The 18,425-nt window shown below is 69.1% G+C and carries 17 protein-coding genes; 12 read left to right on the top strand and 5 right to left on the bottom strand.

The features are described 5' to 3' along the window. Nucleotides 1-28: 28 nt before the first annotated feature. Nucleotides 29-532, bottom strand: coding sequence for a GNAT family N-acetyltransferase (locus CJZ80_RS07695; RefSeq protein WP_144036976.1), 504 nt, complete (start codon nt 530-532; stop codon nt 29-31). Nucleotides 533-674: 142 nt separating this feature from the next. Between CJZ80_RS07695 and CJZ80_RS07690 the strand changes: the two genes are divergently transcribed. The 8 genes from CJZ80_RS07690 (at nt 675) to grrM (ending at nt 8,620) form a co-directional block, all read left to right on the top strand. Then, complete coding sequence (locus CJZ80_RS07690; protein WP_094512380.1) at nt 675-2,165, top strand: YdiU family protein; 1,491 nt, start codon at nt 675-677, stop codon at nt 2,163-2,165. A 90-nt stretch (nt 2,166-2,255) separates the two neighbouring features. Beyond that, nucleotides 2,256-2,444: a hypothetical protein gene (locus CJZ80_RS07685; RefSeq protein ID WP_094511969.1), complete on the top strand. Its 189-nt coding sequence runs from the start codon at nt 2,256-2,258 to the stop codon at nt 2,442-2,444. A 53-nt stretch (nt 2,445-2,497) separates the two neighbouring features. Further along, nucleotides 2,498-3,874 (top strand): tRNA uridine-5-carboxymethylaminomethyl(34) synthesis GTPase MnmE, encoded by a 1,377-nt coding sequence (gene mnmE, locus CJZ80_RS07680; protein ID WP_094511965.1) that lies wholly within the window; start codon nt 2,498-2,500, stop codon nt 3,872-3,874. Between the two features lie 61 nt (nt 3,875-3,935). Continuing rightward, nucleotides 3,936-4,943, top strand: a complete 1,008-nt coding sequence (locus tag CJZ80_RS15305; protein WP_094511961.1) for a hypothetical protein — start codon at nt 3,936-3,938, stop codon at nt 4,941-4,943. A 69-nt stretch (nt 4,944-5,012) separates the two neighbouring features. Beyond that, entirely contained in the window at nt 5,013-5,888 is an 876-nt protein-coding gene (gene nadC, locus CJZ80_RS07670) for a carboxylating nicotinate-nucleotide diphosphorylase (protein WP_094511958.1), read from the top strand. A gap of 126 nt (nt 5,889-6,014) precedes the next feature. Further along, nucleotides 6,015-6,962 (top strand): extracellular substrate binding-like orphan protein GrrP, encoded by a 948-nt coding sequence (gene grrP / locus CJZ80_RS07665; RefSeq protein WP_094511955.1) that lies wholly within the window; start codon nt 6,015-6,017, stop codon nt 6,960-6,962. A gap of 58 nt (nt 6,963-7,020) precedes the next feature. Next, nucleotides 7,021-7,467, top strand: coding sequence for a GrrA/OscA1 family cyclophane-containing rSAM-modified RiPP (gene grrA / locus CJZ80_RS07660; protein ID WP_094511951.1), 447 nt, complete (start codon nt 7,021-7,023; stop codon nt 7,465-7,467). Nucleotides 7,468-7,471: 4 nt separating this feature from the next. Continuing rightward, nucleotides 7,472-8,620: a cyclophane-forming radical SAM/SPASM peptide maturase GrrM/OscB gene (gene grrM, locus CJZ80_RS07655; RefSeq protein ID WP_233132902.1), complete on the top strand. Its 1,149-nt coding sequence runs from the start codon at nt 7,472-7,474 to the stop codon at nt 8,618-8,620. Nucleotides 8,621-8,657: 37 nt separating this feature from the next. Here the strand turns inward: grrM and CJZ80_RS07650 are convergent, their stop codons facing one another. Further along, entirely contained in the window at nt 8,658-9,707 is a 1,050-nt protein-coding gene (locus tag CJZ80_RS07650; RefSeq protein WP_094511945.1) for a hypothetical protein, read from the bottom strand. 25 nt (nt 9,708-9,732) lie between these two features. Next, nucleotides 9,733-10,482: a methyltransferase domain-containing protein gene (locus CJZ80_RS07645; protein ID WP_094511943.1), complete on the bottom strand. Its 750-nt coding sequence runs from the start codon at nt 10,480-10,482 to the stop codon at nt 9,733-9,735. 225 nt (nt 10,483-10,707) lie between these two features. On the opposite strand from CJZ80_RS07645, the gene argS reads away from it, so the two are divergent. Then, entirely contained in the window at nt 10,708-12,564 is a 1,857-nt protein-coding gene (gene argS, locus CJZ80_RS07640; protein WP_094511941.1) for an arginine--tRNA ligase, read from the top strand. 4 nt (nt 12,565-12,568) lie between these two features. On the opposite strand, the gene speG is transcribed toward argS, so the two are convergent. Continuing rightward, nucleotides 12,569-13,093 (bottom strand): spermidine N1-acetyltransferase, encoded by a 525-nt coding sequence (gene speG / locus CJZ80_RS07635; RefSeq protein ID WP_198948267.1) that lies wholly within the window; start codon nt 13,091-13,093, stop codon nt 12,569-12,571. 83 nt (nt 13,094-13,176) lie between these two features. On the opposite strand from speG, the gene CJZ80_RS07630 reads away from it, so the two are divergent. Then, nucleotides 13,177-14,493, top strand: coding sequence for a histidinol-phosphate transaminase (locus CJZ80_RS07630; RefSeq protein ID WP_094511938.1), 1,317 nt, complete (start codon nt 13,177-13,179; stop codon nt 14,491-14,493). Between the two features lie 51 nt (nt 14,494-14,544). On the opposite strand, the gene CJZ80_RS07625 is transcribed toward CJZ80_RS07630, so the two are convergent. Further along, on the bottom strand, nt 14,545-15,036 hold the full coding sequence (locus tag CJZ80_RS07625) for a cupin domain-containing protein (RefSeq protein ID WP_094511935.1): 492 nt from the start codon (nt 15,034-15,036) through the stop codon (nt 14,545-14,547). Nucleotides 15,037-15,153: 117 nt separating this feature from the next. On the opposite strand from CJZ80_RS07625, the gene CJZ80_RS07620 reads away from it, so the two are divergent. Both CJZ80_RS07620 and CJZ80_RS15825 read left to right on the top strand, forming a co-directional pair. Then, a complete protein-coding gene (locus tag CJZ80_RS07620; protein WP_094511932.1) occupies nt 15,154-15,846 on the top strand; it encodes a response regulator transcription factor in 693 nt (230 codons plus the stop codon). A gap of 123 nt (nt 15,847-15,969) precedes the next feature. Further along, nucleotides 15,970-18,411: a glycoside hydrolase family 9 protein gene (locus CJZ80_RS15825; protein ID WP_094511929.1), complete on the top strand. Its 2,442-nt coding sequence runs from the start codon at nt 15,970-15,972 to the stop codon at nt 18,409-18,411. Nucleotides 18,412-18,425: the final 14 nt, after the last annotated feature.

Here is an 18,425-nt window from a genome sequence, read left to right as displayed (position 1 = left end):
CCACCTGCCGGTTGACGCAGTTTCTTTCTCAGGTCTTCAGCAGCGGCTTGACGGCATAAATCACCCGGTCGGCGTAGCCAAGATGGGCGTAGAGGCGGTGGGCTCGTTCGTTCTGTGCCAGCACGGCGATCCCCGACACTTCACAACCCTTCGCCTGGAAGTAGCTTTCGACCGCGGCCATCAGCTGCGTGGCCACCCCCTGGCCACGAAAATCTTCCGACACAAACAACTCAAGAACTTCGCCCTCCCGCTGCACCGTGTTGCCGATGGCTTCGTAATAGGGCGGGGCTTTCACGATTCCTGCCACCATTCCCGCTGGCTGATCACCACTCACGGCCACCAGGATCACACCGTCCCCGCCGGCAACGCGCTTCTGCAGATCCTGCGAATAGGCCTCTCCATAGCCATCCGGGCAGATGATCCGCTGCGTTGGATCGAGGGGCATGAGCGATTGCTGCAGCCCCGTGATGTAGTGGGCGATCAGGTGCAGTTCTTCGCTGCGGATGGGCCGGATTTCAAGGGTGGGCTTCATGGGGATCGGCGCAGCCGCGGCTTCGGGGATGGTGCGCCACACACGGTGAGGCTCTCTCCGGCTGCGCGATTCTGCAGCAGCTGTACCGGGCGTCCCGGCGGCAGACCAATCGTTGCGCTACGCGCAGTTTCGCCTGCTGCCCATGTCCGCCAGCCCCAATCCCCTGCTCGCCTTGCCCTTCGAGCCCTCGATCGAGGCGCTCGGTGAGGCCTACTGGGATGTGGTGGAGGCGGCCGCCTTCCCCCAGAGCCGCCTGCGCTTTCGCAACGATCCGCTGCTGCAGCAGCTCGGGGTGGATCCGGCCGCGGTGAGCGACGCGGATCTGGAGGCGGCCTACGGGCGCTTCGAAGGGCGCACGCCGCTGCTGGCCCTGCGCTACCACGGCTATCAGTTCGGCACCTACAACCCGTTTCTCGGCGATGGGCGCGGCTTCCTCTACGGCCAGCTGCGCGATCGCCACGGTGCCCTGCAGGACCTCGGCACCAAGGGGTCTGGCACCACGCCCTGGAGCCGTGGCGGGGATGGCCGCCTCACGCTCAAGGGCGGCGTGCGCGAGGTGATCGCCTCCGAAGCCCTGCACCGCCTCGGTGTCACCACCAGCCGCACACTCAGCCTGGTGGAAACGGGCGAGGGGCTGTGGCGCGGCGATGAGCCCTCCCCCACCCGCAGTGCGGTGATGGTGCGCGTGGCCCGCACCCACCTGCGCTTCGGCACCTGCGAGCGGCTGCTGCACCTGCGCCAGCCCGGCCAGCTCGAACGGTTGTTGCGTCATGTGGTGGCCGTGTACTACCCCCACATCGCCGCCGCCCATCCCCCCGCTGCCGATGGCAGCGCCCTGGCGGCCCTGCTGGCGTTCTACGGCGAACTGGTGGAGCGGGTGGCGCGCCTGGCGGCCGAATGGATGGCGGCCGGCTTCATCCATGGCGTGCTCAACACCGACAACATGTCGTTGGTGGGCGAAAGCTTCGATTACGGCCCCTTCGCTTTCCTGGAAACCTGGGATCCGGGCTTCACCGCCGCCTACTTCGACCACAGCGGCCTGTACGCCTACGGCCAGCAGCCGCTGATCTGCCACCAGAACCTGCGCCTGCTGCAGGAGCCTCTGGTGATGCTGCTGCCGCGCGCCGAGCTGGAAGCGCGGCTGGAGCGGTTCGTGCCCACCTACGACCACCACTACCGCCACTGCCTGATGCGCCGCCTTGGTTTTGATGCCGGCGCCGTGGCGGCGGTAGTCGATCGCGCCGGCGATCTGGTGGACCCGGTGCCGCTGGCCCTGCAGCTGCTGGCTGCCTGGCCGGTGGCCTACGGCAGCTTCTTCGCCGCCCTCGCCGACCGCATCGCCAGTGGCGGCCTGCCGGAAGAAGCCGAAGCCCTGGCGCCGTTCGTGCCTGGGGCCCCTGCGCCACCGCCCGATCGCTGGGCCGCCTGGCGGGAGGCCTGGTGGGGCTGGTCGTCGGCGCTGCCTCCGGAGCAGCAGCAGGGCATCGCCGCCACCCTGCGGCGTTGGAATCTGCCGGTCACGCCGGTGCGGGGCGAGATCGAGCGCCTCTGGCAGGCGATCGACACGGCGGACGACTGGGACCCCCTCCAGCAGTGGCTGGATGGCTGTGTGGCCTCTGCTGGCGTCCCCTGACCTCAGGTGTCTTCGGGTGTTTGGCGCTACAGCTGCCCCAGCGGGGCTCTGTCTGAATTCAGTCACCGGTTTCCGTCTCGATGCCTCGCCATGACCTCCGAACAGGCCGCCCAGCTGATCGACGACACCCTCGACCTCGTGCATCAACGGCTCCAGACGCTCGAAGCTGATCGCCAGGGCCGCGAACACAGGGCGCTGGCCGCCGAATTCCGTGAGTGGCGCCAGCCCAGTGGCGGCCACATCGACCTGATGCTCTGCCCCGGCTTCAGCCGCGGCTGAACACCGGGCTCCGCCGCAGCCGAGACTGGAGCGTCCGTCGCCGCCAGGGCCGGTTGGATTGGGACGACACCATCGCTGCGATCGCCACGGCCGTGGCACCGGGCCTGGGGAGTGTGGCGATCGTCAGGATGTCCGGCCCGGCGGCGGAGTCGATCGGCCGCACCCTGTTCCGCGCCCCGGGGCAGCAGGTCTGGGACAGCCACCGCGTGCTCTATGGCCATGTGGTGGACCCGGCCAGCGGCGAACGGGTGGATGAGGCTCTGCTGCTGCTGATGAAGGCACCGCGCAGCTTCACCCGCGAGGACGTGGTGGAACTGCACTGCCACGGCGGCCTGATCGCCGTGCAGCGCGTGCTGGCGCTGGTGCTGGCCCACGGCTGCCGCCGTGCCTCCGCCGGTGAATTCAGCCAGCGGGCCTTTCTGAACGGTCGCCTCGATCTCACCCGCGCCGAGGCGATCGGCGACCTGATCGCTGCCCGCAGCCAACGGGCCGCCCAGCTGGCGATGGCGGGCCTCGATGGCGGCCTGCAGCGCCGCATCACTGCCTTGCGGGAGCAGCTGCTCGACCAGCTGGCCGAACTGGAGGCACGGGTGGATTTCGAGGAGAACCTGCCGCCGCTCGATGCCGCCGCAGTGGTGGCGGCGCTCACGGAGGTGCGCCAGGCGCTCGAGGCTCTGGTGGCCGAGGCGCGCCAGGGGGAGTTGCTGCGTGACGGGCTGCGGGTGGCGATCGTGGGACGCCCCAACGTGGGCAAGTCGAGCCTGCTCAACCGGCTCAGCCGCCGGGAGCGCGCGATCGTGACCGACACCCCCGGCACCACCCGCGACCTGCTCGAAAGCGAGCTGGTGCTGGAGGGTGTGCCGCTCACCCTGCTCGACACGGCCGGCATCCGTCCCACCAGCGATGCGGTGGAACGCCTCGGCATCGCGCGCAGCCGCGCCGCCCTGGCCGCCGCCGATGCGGTGCTGCTGCTGTTCGATCTCACCACCGGCTGGAGCGACGACGACCAGGAGCTACGCGACCTGGTGCCGGACGGTGCGGTGCTGCTGCTGGTGGGCAACAAGGCCGATGCCGCCGGCCTTGCCACCGGTGCGGTGGCCCCGACCGGCCCCGGGTTTCCGCTCGAGGTGGCGATCAGCGCCCGCACCGGTGAGGGCTGCGAGGTGCTCGTGGAGACGCTGCTGCAGCGCTGCGGTGCCACCGAGCTGCAGGGCCTGCAGGTGGCGCTCAATGGCCGTCAGCGCGAGCTGGCCGCCGCCGCTGCCGCTGCCCTCGGCCGCAGCCTGGAGGCCGCCGCGGCCCAGCTGCCGTGGGATTTCTGGACGATCGATCTGCGCGCCGCCGTGCGCAGCCTCGGTGAGATCACCGGCGAGGAGGTGAGCGAAGCCGTGCTCGATCGGGTGTTCGCGCGCTTCTGCATCGGCAAATGAAACGGGGCGGAGCACAGCAAAGAGGGCTGAGCACAATGGCCTCACGGCGTGGAGCTGTGCGGTGATCGATCCCAGGGCTCAGCTTCCGTTGGAGCAGCGCCAGGCCATCGGCGCCGCCGCTCTGGCGGCCCTGCTCACGGTGGCCCGCTGCAATGGCGCGCCCACGGCCAAGGCCCTCGCCGCCATCCGCGGCGTGCGTGATCACCTGCTGCAGATCGACTGCGACCTGGAGGCGCTGGCGCCGATCAGCCCCGACCAGCTGGCCGAACGGGTGCAGGCCGTCACTGCCGATCCCCAGTGGCGCGAGCGCATCCTGCGCGGCATGACCCTGGTGGCACTGCTCGACGGTGCCACCTCCCCGGTGCAGCAGCAGCTGCTGGAGCAGGCGGCGGCAGCCCTGGCGGTGGACCCGGCGCCGGTGCGCACCTTCGGCCAGGTGATGGAGCAGCGGCTGGCCATGGTGCGCCTCGACATCGCCAGGCGCGGCTTCATCGCGTCGGCGGCGCGGGCCACCCTGGAGCAGGAGGGGCTGCGCGGTGCCCTGGGGGTGGCGCGGGTGTTGCTGCGGCAGGAGGACACCGCCATGGCGGAGCGTTACCGGGCCCTGCGCCACTACCCCGCCGGCAGCTTCGGCCTGGCCTATGCCGCCTTCATCGACCGCAACCGCTTCGGATTCCCCGGAGAGCTGGGCGGCCCGCCGCCGCCGGTGATGCACCACGACTGCTGCCACGTGCTGGGCGGTTACGGCACTACTGCCGCCGAAGAGGGGGCTGTGCTCGGCTTCCAGGCGGGCTTTGAGCGGGTGGACCCGTTCTATGTGCTGATGTTCGCGCTGGCGGAATTCGAGCTGGGCATCGGCGCCACCCCGTTCATCCCGGGTGAGCGTGAGGCGCTCGATGTGGAGCGCCTGTTCGCCGGCATGGCCCACGGCGCCCAGGTGTCGGTGGATCTGATCGCCGCCATCGACCCCTGGGACCACTTCGCCGACCCGCTGGAGCTGGTGCGCCAGCGCTTCAACGTGCTGCCCCGCGGCCGGGAGCCCGAATGGCCGGCGTCGATCATGGATTGAACGGCCCCGTCTGATCCGTCTGCCCCGCTTTTCCACGCTGGCTGCCCCGCCTCCCCCCGCCTTTCCCCGGTGACACAGCCGCCCCTGCTGCCTTTCAGACCTGCTCTTGAACAGCAGCTGCGTGGCTGGCTGGCGGAGGATCTCGGCCGCGGCGATCTCACCGCCCCGGCCCTGACCGGTGCCCGGGGCCGAGCCCACTGGATCGCCAAGGCCGATGGGTTGTTCTGCGGCGGCGTGCTTGTGGAGCCCCTGTTCCGGCTGCTGGATCCGGGGGTGGTGGTGCGCGATCGGCTGGCGGAGGGGACGCCGGTGCGGGCGGGGCAAGCGTTGCTGGAGCTGGAGGGGGCAGCGCCGGCCCTGGTGGCGGGGGAACGCACGGCCCTCAACCTGGCCATGCGCCTGAGCGGCATCGCCACCGCCACCGCCCGGCTGGTGGCTGAGCTGGCGGGCAGCGGCGTGGCCCTGGCCGACACCCGCAAGACCACGCCCGGCCTGCGGCTGCTGGAGAAGTACGCCGTGCGCTGCGGCGGCGGTTTGAACCACCGCTTCGGCCTCGATGACGCGGCCATGCTCAAGGAGAACCACCTGGCCTGGAGCGGCGGGGTGGGGCCGGCGATCGCGGCGGTGCGGGCGGCGGCGCCCTGGCCGGCGCGGGTGATCGTGGAGGCGGAAACTGCCGCCGAGGCCGAAGCCGCCGTGCGTGCCGGCGCCGATGCGGTGCTGCTCGATGAATTCGCCCCGCCGGCCCTGCAGGCGTTGGTGCCGCAGCTGCGGGCTCTGGCGGCAGCGCAGGGGCGGGCGGTGGTGCTGGAAGCGTCGGGGGTGCAACCTGAACAGCTGCGCGATTACGCCGCCACCGGCATCGATCTGATCTCCACCAGCGCGCCGGTCACCCGCAGCCGCTGGCTGGATCTGAGCATGCGCTACCTCCCGAGCGGCGGCTGAGCGTGGCCACCACCCGGGCCTGGCGTCGTGGACCTGGCGTTGTGGATTTATGGCGTTGGTTCCAGGCTTGTGGCGCGCCTGGCCCAGTGGCAGCAGAGTGATGCCGGGTTATCGATGCCGTGAGCCATGCCGTTCTGCCGCTTCTCGAGCCCGAGCCTTCGGCTCACCTCGGTGGTCCTTGCGTTGCTGGCGGCCGTGATGCCGGCCGCAGCGGCTCGTGCCGAGGGGGTGCTGCAGCGGGTGGCCGTCACCGGTGAGCTGGTGGTGGGGAGCGAACCCCTGTTACCCCCCCTCAGCTTCCGAGACAGCAGTGGCCAGCCCGTCGGCTATGGGGTGGAGGTGGTGCGCCGCGTCCAGGCAGAGCTGTCCGCAGCGCTGGGGCGGCCCATCACTGTGCGGTTCGAGCCGGTGAGCGATCCCGCCGAGCTGGTGCGCCGGGTGGGCAAGGGAGAACTGGCCCTCGCCTGCGGTGTGCCCTTCTCCTGGGCCCGCGATGCCCAGGTGGATTACACCCTGCCGATCGGGCTCTCCGGCATCCGCGTGCTGGCCCCGGCGGGCCGGATCGATGGCTCAGCAGCCTCGCTGCTGGGCCGCCGCATCGGTGCCGTGCCGGGTTCCCTCGGTGAGGCGGTGTTGAAGGGCATCCAGCCCAAGGCACGCGCTGTTCCCTTCGCCGGGCTGGGGGAGGCGGTGGCGGCGCTGCAGGCCGGCCAGCTGGACGGCGTGATGGGGGACACCACCCTGCTGATCGGCAAGGTCAGCAGTCTCGGTGCCACCGGCCTGGTGGTCACGCCGGAGCTGCCCTATGAGCGCTACGCGGTGGGTTGCGTGGTGCCTGAAAACGATTCCGCCTTCCGCGACTTCACCAACCTGGCAATCGCTCGGATGCTGCAGGGCTATGTGGACGGCGATCCCGAGGCAGTGGCCAGCGTGGATCGCTGGGTGGGTCCGAAGGGGATGCTGGGGGTGCCGTCTGAGCGCATTCGCACCTATTTCGAAACGGTGTTGCTGAATTACGAGGCGATCCGTCCCCAGGGTCCAGCGGCAGCGTCTTCCGCCCCGTCTGCGCCCTGAGTCACCCCGCCCCACGCCCTCGCCCTCCGCTTCTTCCGTTCTCCAGGTTTCACTTCCGATGGCTTTCCTTCCGCGTCCCAGGCAGTTCGGCTTTCTGTTGTTCCTGGCGATCCTGCCGCTGATCCCGGCCGCCGAAGCGCTGGCTGCCGCTGGCGCCGCCAGCCCGAGCCGCGACGGTCCTGAACCGGACAGCCTCAGCGTGGAGGCCCGTCTGCGCCGCATCGCCGGGGCGGTTCGCGAGCTGGAAACCGGCGCGGTCCATGGCCAGGATCTGGCCGTCGATGGCCAGGAGCCGGCAGCAACCAAGGCCATCCCCGACGATGTGCTGGCCTACGTGTTTGTGAACGGGCCGCGGGTCGGTTGGCGCAATGGCGGCTTCTCTAACGGTGGCTTCCGCAATGGCGGCTTCTGGAACGGCGGCTTCCGCAACGGAGGTGGCTGGCCTAACGGCGGCTTCGGCAATGGGGGGTTCCGCAATGGCGGCGGCTTCCGCAACTTCTGGTGAGCCGTTGACCTCCCCCGCGTTCGGTCCCCTGCGGCTGCTGGTGGTGCAGCCCACCCCGTTCTGCAACCTCGACTGCGACTACTGCTACCTGCCCAGCCGCGACGACCGCAGCCGGCTGCCGCTGGAGCTGCTGGAGCGCACGCTGGAGCGGGTGCTGGAGAGCCCCTTCGCCACCGACGACTTCACCCTGCTGTGGCATGCCGGTGAGCCGCTCACCATGCCGATCGCCTTCTACGACGAGGCCACCGCGCTGATCCGCTCCGTACTGGCCCGCCGGGACGGTCCGCCGCTGCAGATCGCGCAGTCGTTGCAGACCAACGCCATGACGATCGACGCCGCCTGGTGCGATTGCTTCGAGCGCAATGACATCCACGTGGGTGTGAGCCTGGATGGCCCTGCCTTCCTGCACGACGCCCACCGCCGCACCCGCACCGGCCTGCCCAGTCATGCCGCCAGCCTGCGGGGCATCGGCTGGCTGCAGCGCCGCGGCATCCCCTTCCAGGTGATCGCCGTGCTCACCGACGACGCCCTCGATCACGCCGACACCCTGTTCGACTTCTTCCACGGCCAGGGCATGGACAACCTGGCCTTCAACATGGAGGAAACCGAGGGAGAGAACCTCAGCTCCACCCTGTCCCGCCCCCGCTCGGAGGCGCGCTACCAGGCGTTTCTGGAGCGTTTCTGGGAGCGGCTGCGGGCCGAGCCCGGCGCTCTGCGCCTGCGGGAGTTCGATGAGATCGCCGGCCTCGCCTGCGGCGATCAGCGGCTGGCACGCACTGACATGAACCACCCGTTCGCGATCGTGAACGTGGATGCGCGCGGCAACTTCTCTACCTTTGACCCCGAGCTGCTGTCGGTGGCCACCGCCGCCTACGGCGATTTCGCCTTCGGCAACGTGATCACCGACAGCCTGGAATCCGTGGTGGAGAGCGCCAAGTTCCAGCAGGTGTACAGCGAGATCCGCTCCGGCGTGGAGCGCTGCCGGGCCGAGTGCGAGTACTTCGGCCTCTGCGGCGGCGGCGCCGGCAGCAACAAGTACTGGGAGCGCGGCACCTTCGACTGCAGCGAGACCCAGGCCTGCCGCTACCGCATCAAGCTCAGCGCCGATGTGGTGATGGCGGGCCTGGAGCGGGAACTGGAGCTCACCAGCTGAGCGGAGGCTTCAACCGCCCATCGGCGGAGCAGAGCCTTCAGCCCTCATAGGGCCAGAACTCCGGCTCGTCGAGCATGGGCCGCTCCAGCGGCAGCACGTGGAAGCGGCGACGGATCTCCAGCAGGGGCTCGCTGGCGAGGGCGAGGTGATCGAGCCGGCTGAAATCACCGCTGCAGGCGGCGCCCCGGCGCCAGGCTTCCGCCAGCAACTCGGGCGCGCCCGGCAGATCGAGGGCTCCCCGTTTGCCGTTGAGGCCGTTGTAGGGCTCGCCGTCGCCGCCGTAGGGCACGAACTGGCTGTCGTTGCCGTGCACGAACAGACCCACCTCATGGATGAGGAAGTTGGCGAGCGAGGCCATCCAGTTGGCGTCGTCGTTGCGGAGCGCCAGCTTGAAGGCGCCCAGAGCGATCTCGCCCGGCCCCGTCGGCTCGTAGCCGGTGATGACGTGGTTCATGTCATGGCTCACGTAGTAGGCGGGGTTCGGGGTGTTCCGGGCCGGCAGGGGCAGGCCGTTGCGCGCGTAGAACTGCACGAAGGCCCAGCCGAGGCTGCCGTGGGGGCAGTCGCGCAGCCCCTGCACCTGGGCGAAGAAGGTGTCACCGGGAGCGCCGCCCTGATCCTTGCCAGGCTGCTTGCTGGGATCCGCCATCAGGGCGCCGTGGCGGGCGGACAGCTCGGGCATGAAGGTGGCATAGCAACGCACGAAGCTGGCGGTGGCTTCCGCGGCGGTGCGGTGGAAGAGGTCCTGCACGAGGCGCAGCTCCACGCCGTGGATGCCGATCGCGTCGCTGAAGGCCTCCAGCCGCTGCAGCTGGGCGGCGCTGCGGGGATGGCGGCAAAGCTCCAGCATCAACGCCAGCTGCAGGAAGCGGCGGCGGCTGTCGTCGTCTGGCAGTCGGGCCGCCAGCTCCTCGGGCGGCAGCGGGGCGGCGGCCGTGAGTTCGTCTGGGGTGAGCCCGAGCAGGTGCACCGCCAGGCTGCTGAGCAGCCGCGCCTGCTCGCTGGTGGCGCCGCCTTCTACGGCGACCAGATCGCGCAGCCCGCCCACCAAGGTGCGCGCCAGCGGCGGAGGGAAGGGTTGCAGCATCGACGGTGGGGCCGCACCCCGCCATTCAAGCGCTGCCCGCCGCTGACGGTCCGCCCTCCGCCGCCGTGATCCGCTCCAGTTGCAGGGCATCGGTGCAGCCGTCGTGGCCCTGGTCGTAGCGGCTGGAGCAGAAGGTGCCCCGCCAGCCCGGCGGCAGCTCGGCCAGCAGCGACACGGCGTAGGGATGGCGCTGGGCCACCCGCTCGATTGTGTGGGCGGGGTAGAGGCGCACCGCGTGGCGGCTGACGCGGCAGAGCTCGCTCAGGGCGCGACGGTGCCAGGCCAGATCGAAGCCGCCACTGCTGGAGAGGCCGCCATCGCGCAGGGGGGCATAGGCGAAGAGCAGGTGGCCGCTGAGCACCAGATCGAAGCTCTGATCCGGGAAGGGCAGCTCCGGCAGGGTGGCGTTGCGGTAGTGCTGCGGATGGCGGCGGCGATCCTCCAGAAAGGCCTGCAGCGCCTGCATGTGCTGCTCGTGGCAGGCCTCCAGATCGAAATCCGGCCGCAGCGCATCGCTGCTGCGCAGGCCTGCCATGGTGCGCTCCAGATCGGCCAGGGCCCGCCGTTCGAGCTCCTCCTCCGGCAGGGCATAGAGGGGATCCACCGCCACCACCTCCCCCACCAGGCCCCGCAGCCGGGCCGCGAGCGAACCGGGCCCGCCGGGGCAGTCGAGCACGCGGGCGTCGCGCCACTGCTCTAGGTCGCCTTCGAGGTTGAACATCGCCAGGGCCTGCTCCCCCAGACGCCCGTAGAACACCACGGAGGCAAGTTGCATGCGGTTTTGAGGCGGTGGGATTGTGCGGTGAACGGGGCGTTCACCTGCTCCGCCAGCGGGTTCCGCCATCCTGGCGGGCCACCCATGGCGTGGGCAGCCCAGTAGCGCTGCTCGCTCCATTTGTGCATGCTTCCAGAACCTGCCCGGCGGGTTGCCATCGGTCCAGAGGGGATGATCAGGGTGCCTCCCCCCTGCCGGGAGCGCCCTGCTTCTGCCCCGCTGCCCATGCTCCGCCTCGCCCAAGCCCTCGACAGCCAGCTGCGCGCGGCGATGCAGCGGGCCTTCCCCGTGGAAACCATGGGCGAGGAGATCTCAACGATGTTCGGGGCAGGGGGCCTGCGGCTGGATCCGCAGCTGGCGCCGGCCACCAAACCCGAATTCGGTGATTTTCAGGCGAACGGTGCCCTGTCCCTCGCTAAGCCGCTCCGCCAGGCGCCGCGGGCCATTGCCACGGCGATCGTTGAGCAGCTGGCGGCCGATCCGGCCTTCACCGCGCTCTGCCTGGAACCGCAGATCGCCGGCCCCGGCTTCATCAACCTGACTCTGCGGCCGGAGCGGCTGGCCGCGGAGGTGGCAGGGCGGCTGAGGGATCCGCGCCTGGGGGTGCCCACGGTGGCCGAGCAGAGCGGGAACGGGGCGCCGGCGCCGGTGGTGGTGGATTTCTCCAGCCCCAACATCGCCAAGGAGATGCACGTGGGGCACCTGCGCTCCACGATCATTGGCGACGCGTTGGCGCGGGTGCTGGAGTTTCGCGGCCATCCGGTGTTGCGGCTCAACCATGTGGGCGACTGGGGCACCCAGTTCGGCATGCTGATCACCCATCTCAAGCAGGAGGCGCCCGAGGCGCTTATCACCGCTGACGCGGTGGATCTGGGCGATCTGGTGGCCTTCTACCGCCAGGCCAAGGCCCGCTTCGACAGCGATGAAGCCTTCCAGACCACTTCGCGTGAGGAGGTGGTGAAGCTGCAGAGCGGCGATCCGATCAGCCGCCGCGCCTGGCAGTTGCTGTGTGATCAGTCGCGCCGGGAATTCCAGCGCCTCTACGACGCCCTCGACATCCGCCTCGATGAGCGCGGCGAATCCTTCTACAACCCCTATCTGGAGGCGGTGGTGGCGGATCTGGCCGCCACCGGACTGCTGGTGAGCGATGGCGGCGCCCAGTGCGTGTTCCTCGAAGCGGAGGACGGCAGCGCCAGCAAGGCCCCGCCGGTGATCGTGCGCAAGAGCGACGGCGGCTTCAACTACGCCACCACCGATCTGGCCGCCATCCGCTACCGCTTTGCGGCGCCCCCAGCAGGCGATGGGGCGCGGCGGGTGATCTACGTCACCGATGCCGGCCAGGCCAGCCATTTCGCCGGGGTGTTCCAGGTGGCCCGCCGCGCCGGCTGGATCCCCGAGGACGGGCGGCTGGAGCACGTGCCCTTCGGGTTGGTGCAGGGGGAAGACGGCAAGAAGCTCAAGACCCGCGCCGGTGACACGGTGCGACTCAAGGAGTTGCTGGAGGAGGCGGTGGAGCGCTGCGAGGCCGACCTGCGCCGTCGGCTGGCGGAGGAGGAACGCCAGGAAGAGGAGGACTTCATCACCGAGGTGGCCACCACCGTGGGCCTGGCGGCGGTGAAGTACGCCGACCTGAGCACCAACCGGATCACCAACTACCAGTTCAGCTTTAATCGCATGCTGGCCCTCAGCGGCAACACCGCCCCCTATCTGCTCTATGCGGTGGTGCGGATCGCCGGCATCGCCCGCAAGGGAGGCGCCGGGGCGGATGCGGCTGCCGGTGTCGCAGATTCACCCTTGCCGGAGATGCTCAGTTTCAGCGAGCCGCAGGAGTGGGCGCTGGTGCGGGAGCTGCTCAAGTTCGACGGCGTGATCGCCGAAGTGGAGGAGGAACTGCTGCCGAACCGGCTGTGCAGTTATCTGTTCGAACTGAGCCAGATGTTCAACCGCTTCTACGATCAGGTGCCGGTGCTCAAGGCCGAGGAACCGGCGCGGAGTTCGCGGCTGGCGCTCTGCCGCCTCACGGCGGCCACCTTGAAGCTGGGGCTCGGCCTGCTCGGCATTCCCACCCTGGAGCGGATGTGAACGGCTATTGGGCTCTGGCCAGGTAATCCTCCTGGAGGATGTACATGCGCTTCACATCGCGGTAGCGGCCTTCGATGAAAAACTCACCCACCAGGTGGCCTTCCTCCGCGAAGCCGCAGTCTTGATAGAGGTGCAGGGCCTTGGCGTTGTCGACGGCCACGGAGAGGTAGATCTTGTGCAGATTCAAGATGGTGAAGGAGTAGTCGAGCGCTTTGTGGATGCAGAAGCGGGCGAAGCCTTTGCCTTGATGGTGTGGCGCGATGATGATCTGAAATTCAGCGCGCCGGTGGATGTAGTCGATCTCGATCAGCTCCACCAGCCCGATCAATTCCTTTTCCCTGGTTTCCACCACGAAGCGCCGCTCTGCGTTGTCATGGATGTGCCGGCTGTAGAGCTCTTCGAGCTCATCAAAGGATTCGTAGGGCTCCTCGAACCAGTAAGCCATCACGCTTCTGTTGTTCACCTGGTCGTGAATGAATCTCAGGTCGCCGCGCTCAAGGGCCCGCAGAACCAGATCGGTTGTTGTCACCAGAACCTCCTCCCTCCCCAGGATTCGATTCTGCTTCAGAACGCCAGGTTGAGCTGGCTGTGTGTTCCATCGGCGGCAGGGTCATGCCTGGCCGCCGATGCCTCAGGGGCGGCGTCTGGAGCCTCTTTAGGCTGCTGCTGGTGGATGCTCCCCGTCGCCGTGAGGCCGCTTCTGTGAACAGCCCCAGCCCCGGCGAGCGCCCGGCCGTTAGCCCCTGCCCGCCGGCACGCCCGGAGGTGGAAACGCTCACGGCCTACAGCGCGCCGCTGGAGGGGCGCCGCGGCCTGCTGCGGCTCGACTTCAACGAGAACACCGTGGGGCCCAGCCCGAAGGTGGTGGCGGCGGTGCGCGCCATTCCGGCCGATCACTACGCGATCTACCCCGAATACGACGGCCTGCGGGAGGCGGTGATCACCGCGCTGGTCGACGAATCTGTCACCGGCCCCGGCTCAGACTCCGACACCGAAAGCCTTCCCGGCTCCGGCACCCTCACTGCCGCCCATATCGGCCTGTTCAACGGGGTGGATGAGGCATTGCATGCCGTGTTCCACGCCTACGGCGCCGCCGGCGAACGGCTGCTCACCACCAGCCCCACCTTCGGTTACTACACCCCCTGCGCCCGCATGCAGGGCATGGAGATCGAAGCGATCCCCTACCGGCTGCCCGGTTTCGCCTTCCCGTTCGAGGAGATCAAGGCGGCTCTCGCCGCCACAGCCCCGCGGCTGCTGCTGATCTGCAATCCCAACAACCCTACCGGCACCCGGCTGGCTCCACAGCGGATCCTGGAGCTGGCGGCCGCTGCCCCCGGCACGCTGGTGGTGGTGGATGAGCTCTACGAGGCCTTCACCGGCGACAGCGTGCTGCCACTGCTGCTGAGCGGGAATGGAGCGCCCTCCCCAGGAGTGTCCACAGCAGCAGGCACCGACCCCTTCGCGGCCTACCCGAACCTGCTGGTGCTGCGCTCGCTGGCGAAAACGGCCGGGCTCGCCGGGCTGCGCTTTGGGTTTGCGGTGGGGGCACCGGCCCTGGTGGACCGGGTGAGCCGGGTCAGCGGCCCGTACGACGTCAACAGCTTTGCTGTGACCGCCGCCCATGCGGCCCTGGCTGATCAGGCCTACACCGACGCTTACGTGGCCGAGGTGCTGCGGGCGCGGGCCTGGTTGCTGGAGCAGCTGGTGGCCGCCGGGGTGCGCCATCACGCCGCCGGTGGCAACTATCTGTTGCTCTGGCCGCTGCGGCCGGCGGCCGTGGTGGAGTCCGAACTGCGAGCGGCGGGCATCCTGGTGCGCTCGATGGCCGGCAAGCCTCTGATCGATGGCGCGCTGCGGGTGAGCCTGGGCACCATCGAGCAGATGGAGCAGTTCTGGGCGGCGTACCGGCGCATCGAAGGGCTGGCCTGAGGGCTGCCGGCGTGTGTCTGTGGGCTTGGGCCTGCCACGCCGGCCCGGCGTTCAGGGCGCCTTGCCTGCGGCCGGTTCCAGCACGGTGATCGGCTTGCCCTTTTCTCCCGCGTACACCACCACGATCTCGGCCGGTTCGTTGCCGTTGTTGGTGCCGTAGTGGGGCTGATTCACCATCTCGATCAGCCCTTCACCCGCCTTCAGCTGCAGGCGGGCGCCCTCCTTGCTAGTTACCAGCAGCTGGCCGCGGATCAACATGCCGGCGTTGATCACTGGGTGGGTGTGCATCGGCAGTTGCACCCCCGGCGGAATGGTGATGTGCAGCACGGTGATTTCCGGTTCGCCCTTGGGATAGGCGGGCAGCCGCGTGCCGTTCCAGGCCTCGCCGGCCTTCACCAGGGTGCGCACCTTCACGGCGGCCGGCTCCCCATCGGCGAGGGCGGGTGGCACGGGCAGCAGCAGGCTGCCGCCCAGCAGCAGCAGCAGAGCCAGCCAGGGCCGACAGCCGCTCAGCGGACGCTTGTTCTGAACCTGCAGGGCCATCGGGGCGGCGGGCAACCTTCGCTGGGCAGTCTGGGGGCTGGTTCGCTGGCGTGCAGGCCCGCCCATCGCCCGCCCATCCCCATAGCCTGCCCTTGCTCTGCTCCCGTTGCGGCCGCTGTGGATTTCACCGCCGATCTCCCCGTTGTGCAGATCCGGCGAACGGTGATGCGCCGGGCCCTGCTTTCCACGGCGATCCCGCCGCGGGTGGCCCTGGCGATGGGCCAGGAGCCGCTGTTGCTGCGCTACACGATCGGTCTGTTCGGCTATGGCCTGATCGGTTGTGCGGTGACCGATGCCGAGAGCTGCCTCCAGCGGCTGGCGCAACAGCCGCACGGGCTGCTGGTGTGCTCCGACAGCCTGGAGCGCGGTGACGTGCTCAGCCTCACCGCCACCGCCAAGGAGCGCTACCCCGCCTTGAAGGTGATCGTGATCAGCACGGGGCCCTGTCCTGAGCAGGCACTGGTGCGGGCCGCCTGGATCGATGGGCTGGTGGCGGAATGCGACATGACCTTCCACAGCGGGGCGTTGCAGGCGGCGGTGCTGGCGGCGCTGGGCGGCTGCCACTTCCGCAGCGCCTCGATGCGGAACCAACCGATGCCGGAGCCGATCAGCGAACTCAGCCCGCGGGATTACCAGATCCTGGAGGGCCTCGCCGATGGGCTCACCGACCGGGAGATCGCCGAGCGGCTGATGATCAGTCCGAACACGGCGAAGTCGTACACCAAGCGTCTGCTGCAGAACATGGGGGCGCGCAACCGTCTGCAAGCCCTGGTGATCGCGCTGCGGCAGGGGCTGATCCGGCTGCGCTGATCGCTTCAGCCCGCACGGTTGCCGTGGCGCCCACCCTCAGCGGAGCCGCCAACCACCCTCCGATGGGGGTCGCCCCGGCGGGGACATCCGGCGTAGGACCGTTGCAGCGATTTGTTTTGCGCGATGTCCAGCGTCGATCCACTCACAGGTATTGGCTTCAATTACGCCGAGGCGCTGCAGAAGAACTTCCTTTTTTATGAGGCGCAGCGCTCCGGCGACCTTGACGAAGCCAGAAAGCGGATCGACTGGCGCGGTGACTCCGGCCTGCGCGACGGCGCTGACGGGGTGTACTTCGGTGGGCAAACCGTCGCCAACCTCCAGACCGGGCTGACGCTGAATCTCACCGGCGGGTATCACGATGCCGGCGATCACTCCAAGTTCAGCCTGCCGCTCGCTTCCACCCTGGCCACCCTCTCCTGGGGCGGGATCGAGTTCTCCGATGGCTATGCCCTCTCGGGGCAAACCGACGAACTGCTCGATGCGGTGCGTTGGGGCACGGATTACCTGCTCAAGGCCCACGCCGTTGATGCGGCGGGAGCGACGCGGTTCTTCGTGGCGCAGGTAGGCAATGTGGCGGCCGACCACGCCTTGTGGAGCTCGCCGGAGAGCCAGACCATTGCCCGTCCGGCCATGGCGGTGACACCGAGCAAGCCCGGCTCCGATGTGGCTGCCGGCTCAGCCGCAGCGCTGGCTTCCGCCTCGGTGCTGTTCCGCCAGAACGGCGAAGCCGCCTACGCCGATGTGCTGCTGACCCGCGCCATTTCGCTTTACGACTTCGCCGATCGTTACCGGGGCCGCTACTCCGATTCGATTCCGGAGGTGCGCAATTACTACAACTCCTGGAGTGGGTTCAACGATGAGCTGGCCTATGGCGCGGCCTGGCTGTCGCGGGCGGTCACGGCGGCGGGCGGCAGTGGCACGGCCTACCGCGACAAGGCCCTGTCGATCTACACCAGCAACATCGGCGGCCTTTCGAGGGGCTGGACCGGCAACTGGGACGATGCGTCTTATGCCACGGCGGTGATCCTGGCGGAGGACACGGGCTCGACCCGCGTGCAGCAGGACGTGGAGCTCTGGTTGAACAACTGGGTGAACGGCGGCAACGGCGTGACGATCAGTGCCGGCGGCCTGCGCCACATCAGCCAGTGGGGCTCGCTGCGCTATGCCGCCAACACGGCCTTCCTGGCGGATGTGTATGCCGACAACGTGCGCGACCCAGGTGGGGCCTTCAGCCGGCTGTCTCAGGGGACGGTGGATTACATCCTTGGTGCCAATCCGCGCCGGTCGAGCTATCTGGTGGGCTTTGGGGCCAATGCACCCCGGCAGCCCCACCACCGGGCCGCCTCAGGCGTGGGCTGGGATGGGTTCCGCAACGGCCTGCCCAACGCCCACATCCTCTACGGCGCCCTGGTGGGTGGCCCTACCAGTTCCGACGACTTCTCCTATCAGGACCGCCGCGACGACTTCGTCGCCAATGAGGTGGCGATCGACTACAACGCTGGCCTGGCCGGTGCCTTCGCCCGCAGCGTGGAGCGTCGCGGCGGGCAGGCGCTCACCGATGCCCAGCTCGATGCGCTGCCGGGCATTTCCGTACGAACCAGCGGCGGCGGAACGCCGGTGCCACCCACCCCGACACCAACACCCACCCCAACCCCGACGCCCACTCCCACTCCAACCCCGACTCCAACCCCGACACCCACTCCAACTCCAACGCCAACACCCACGCCCGTCCCCGGCGCTCCCTTGCCCCAGACCCTCAACGGCATTCCGCTCACCTCCAACCCGAACCTGGCGGTGTCCGTGGGCGGATCGATCTGGACGGGTGGCATGACGGTGCAACTCACGCTCACCAACACCGGCACGGTGCCGTTGAACAGCTGGAACTTCAGCTTCGAGAGCCCGCACCGTCCCACCAGCACACCCTGGGGGGTGCGGATCAGCAGCACGGCGCTGGCGGGCGGCCTGTTTCGCCACACCGTGACCGGTGATGCCTGGGCCAGCACGATTCAGCCGGGCCGCAGCGTGAACGTGGGCTTCAACGCCAGCCAGGGAAGGCCCCTGGGCAACAGTGGCGCGCTCACGGCGACGGCGCTGTTCGGTGATGGTGGCCGGCTCGGCTTCAGCAGTGTCAACCCCAGTTTCAAGACAGGCGGTGCCGCCGCCGATGTGATCAGCACCAGCGCCGCTGTTGATGCGCTCACCGGCCTGGCTGGCGCGGACACGTTCCGCATCACCAGCCTGCGCGATTCGTTGCTGAACGCCAGTGATCAGATCACAGATCTGGCCATCGGCAGCGATCGCATCGATGGCCCCCGGGAGGTGTCGGCCGCCGATCTGCGTGAGCTGGGCAGTGTTGCCGACCTCAGCGCCACGGCACTGGCGGCGGTGTTGATCCCCACAGCGTTCGCCGCCAACGGTGCCGCCACCTTCAGCCTTGGCGCCAGCGGCGGCAGCCGCACCTTCCTGGCGCTCAATGATGGGCTGGCTGGCTTCCAATCCGCCAACGACGCCATCGTGGAGATCACCGGCTTCACCGGATCGCTCACGGCCCTGGCGATCGTGTGATCGGCGCGGGCAGA

The sequence above is a fragment of the Synechococcus sp. MW101C3 genome, from assembly GCF_002252635.1.
Classification (GTDB): Bacteria; Cyanobacteriota; Cyanobacteriia; order PCC-6307; family Cyanobiaceae; genus MW101C3.
Note: the sequence above shows the minus strand (reverse complement) of the source record. Positions and strands in the feature narration are given on the sequence as shown.

What these genes read in the sequence shown, in the direction of transcription:
- CJZ80_RS07695 (WP_144036976.1), bottom strand. Translation starts at nt 532, where the DNA reads ATGAAGCCCACCCTTGAAATCCGGCCCATCCGCAGCGAAGAACTGCAC.
- CJZ80_RS07690 (WP_094512380.1), top strand. Translation starts at nt 675, where the DNA reads ATGTCCGCCAGCCCCAATCCCCTGCTCGCCTTGCCCTTCGAGCCCTCG.
- CJZ80_RS07685 (WP_094511969.1), top strand. Translation starts at nt 2,256, where the DNA reads ATGACCTCCGAACAGGCCGCCCAGCTGATCGACGACACCCTCGACCTC.
- grrP (WP_094511955.1), top strand. Translation starts at nt 6,015, where the DNA reads ATGCCGTTCTGCCGCTTCTCGAGCCCGAGCCTTCGGCTCACCTCGGTG.
- grrA (WP_094511951.1), top strand. Translation starts at nt 7,021, where the DNA reads ATGGCTTTCCTTCCGCGTCCCAGGCAGTTCGGCTTTCTGTTGTTCCTG.
- CJZ80_RS07650 (WP_094511945.1), bottom strand. Translation starts at nt 9,707, where the DNA reads ATGCTGCAACCCTTCCCTCCGCCGCTGGCGCGCACCTTGGTGGGCGGG.
- CJZ80_RS07645 (WP_094511943.1), bottom strand. Translation starts at nt 10,482, where the DNA reads ATGCAACTTGCCTCCGTGGTGTTCTACGGGCGTCTGGGGGAGCAGGCC.
- argS (WP_094511941.1), top strand. Translation starts at nt 10,708, where the DNA reads ATGCTCCGCCTCGCCCAAGCCCTCGACAGCCAGCTGCGCGCGGCGATG.
- CJZ80_RS07630 (WP_094511938.1), top strand. Translation starts at nt 13,177, where the DNA reads ATGCCTGGCCGCCGATGCCTCAGGGGCGGCGTCTGGAGCCTCTTTAGG.
- CJZ80_RS07625 (WP_094511935.1), bottom strand. Translation starts at nt 15,036, where the DNA reads ATGGCCCTGCAGGTTCAGAACAAGCGTCCGCTGAGCGGCTGTCGGCCC.
- CJZ80_RS15825 (WP_094511929.1), top strand. Translation starts at nt 15,970, where the DNA reads ATGTCCAGCGTCGATCCACTCACAGGTATTGGCTTCAATTACGCCGAG.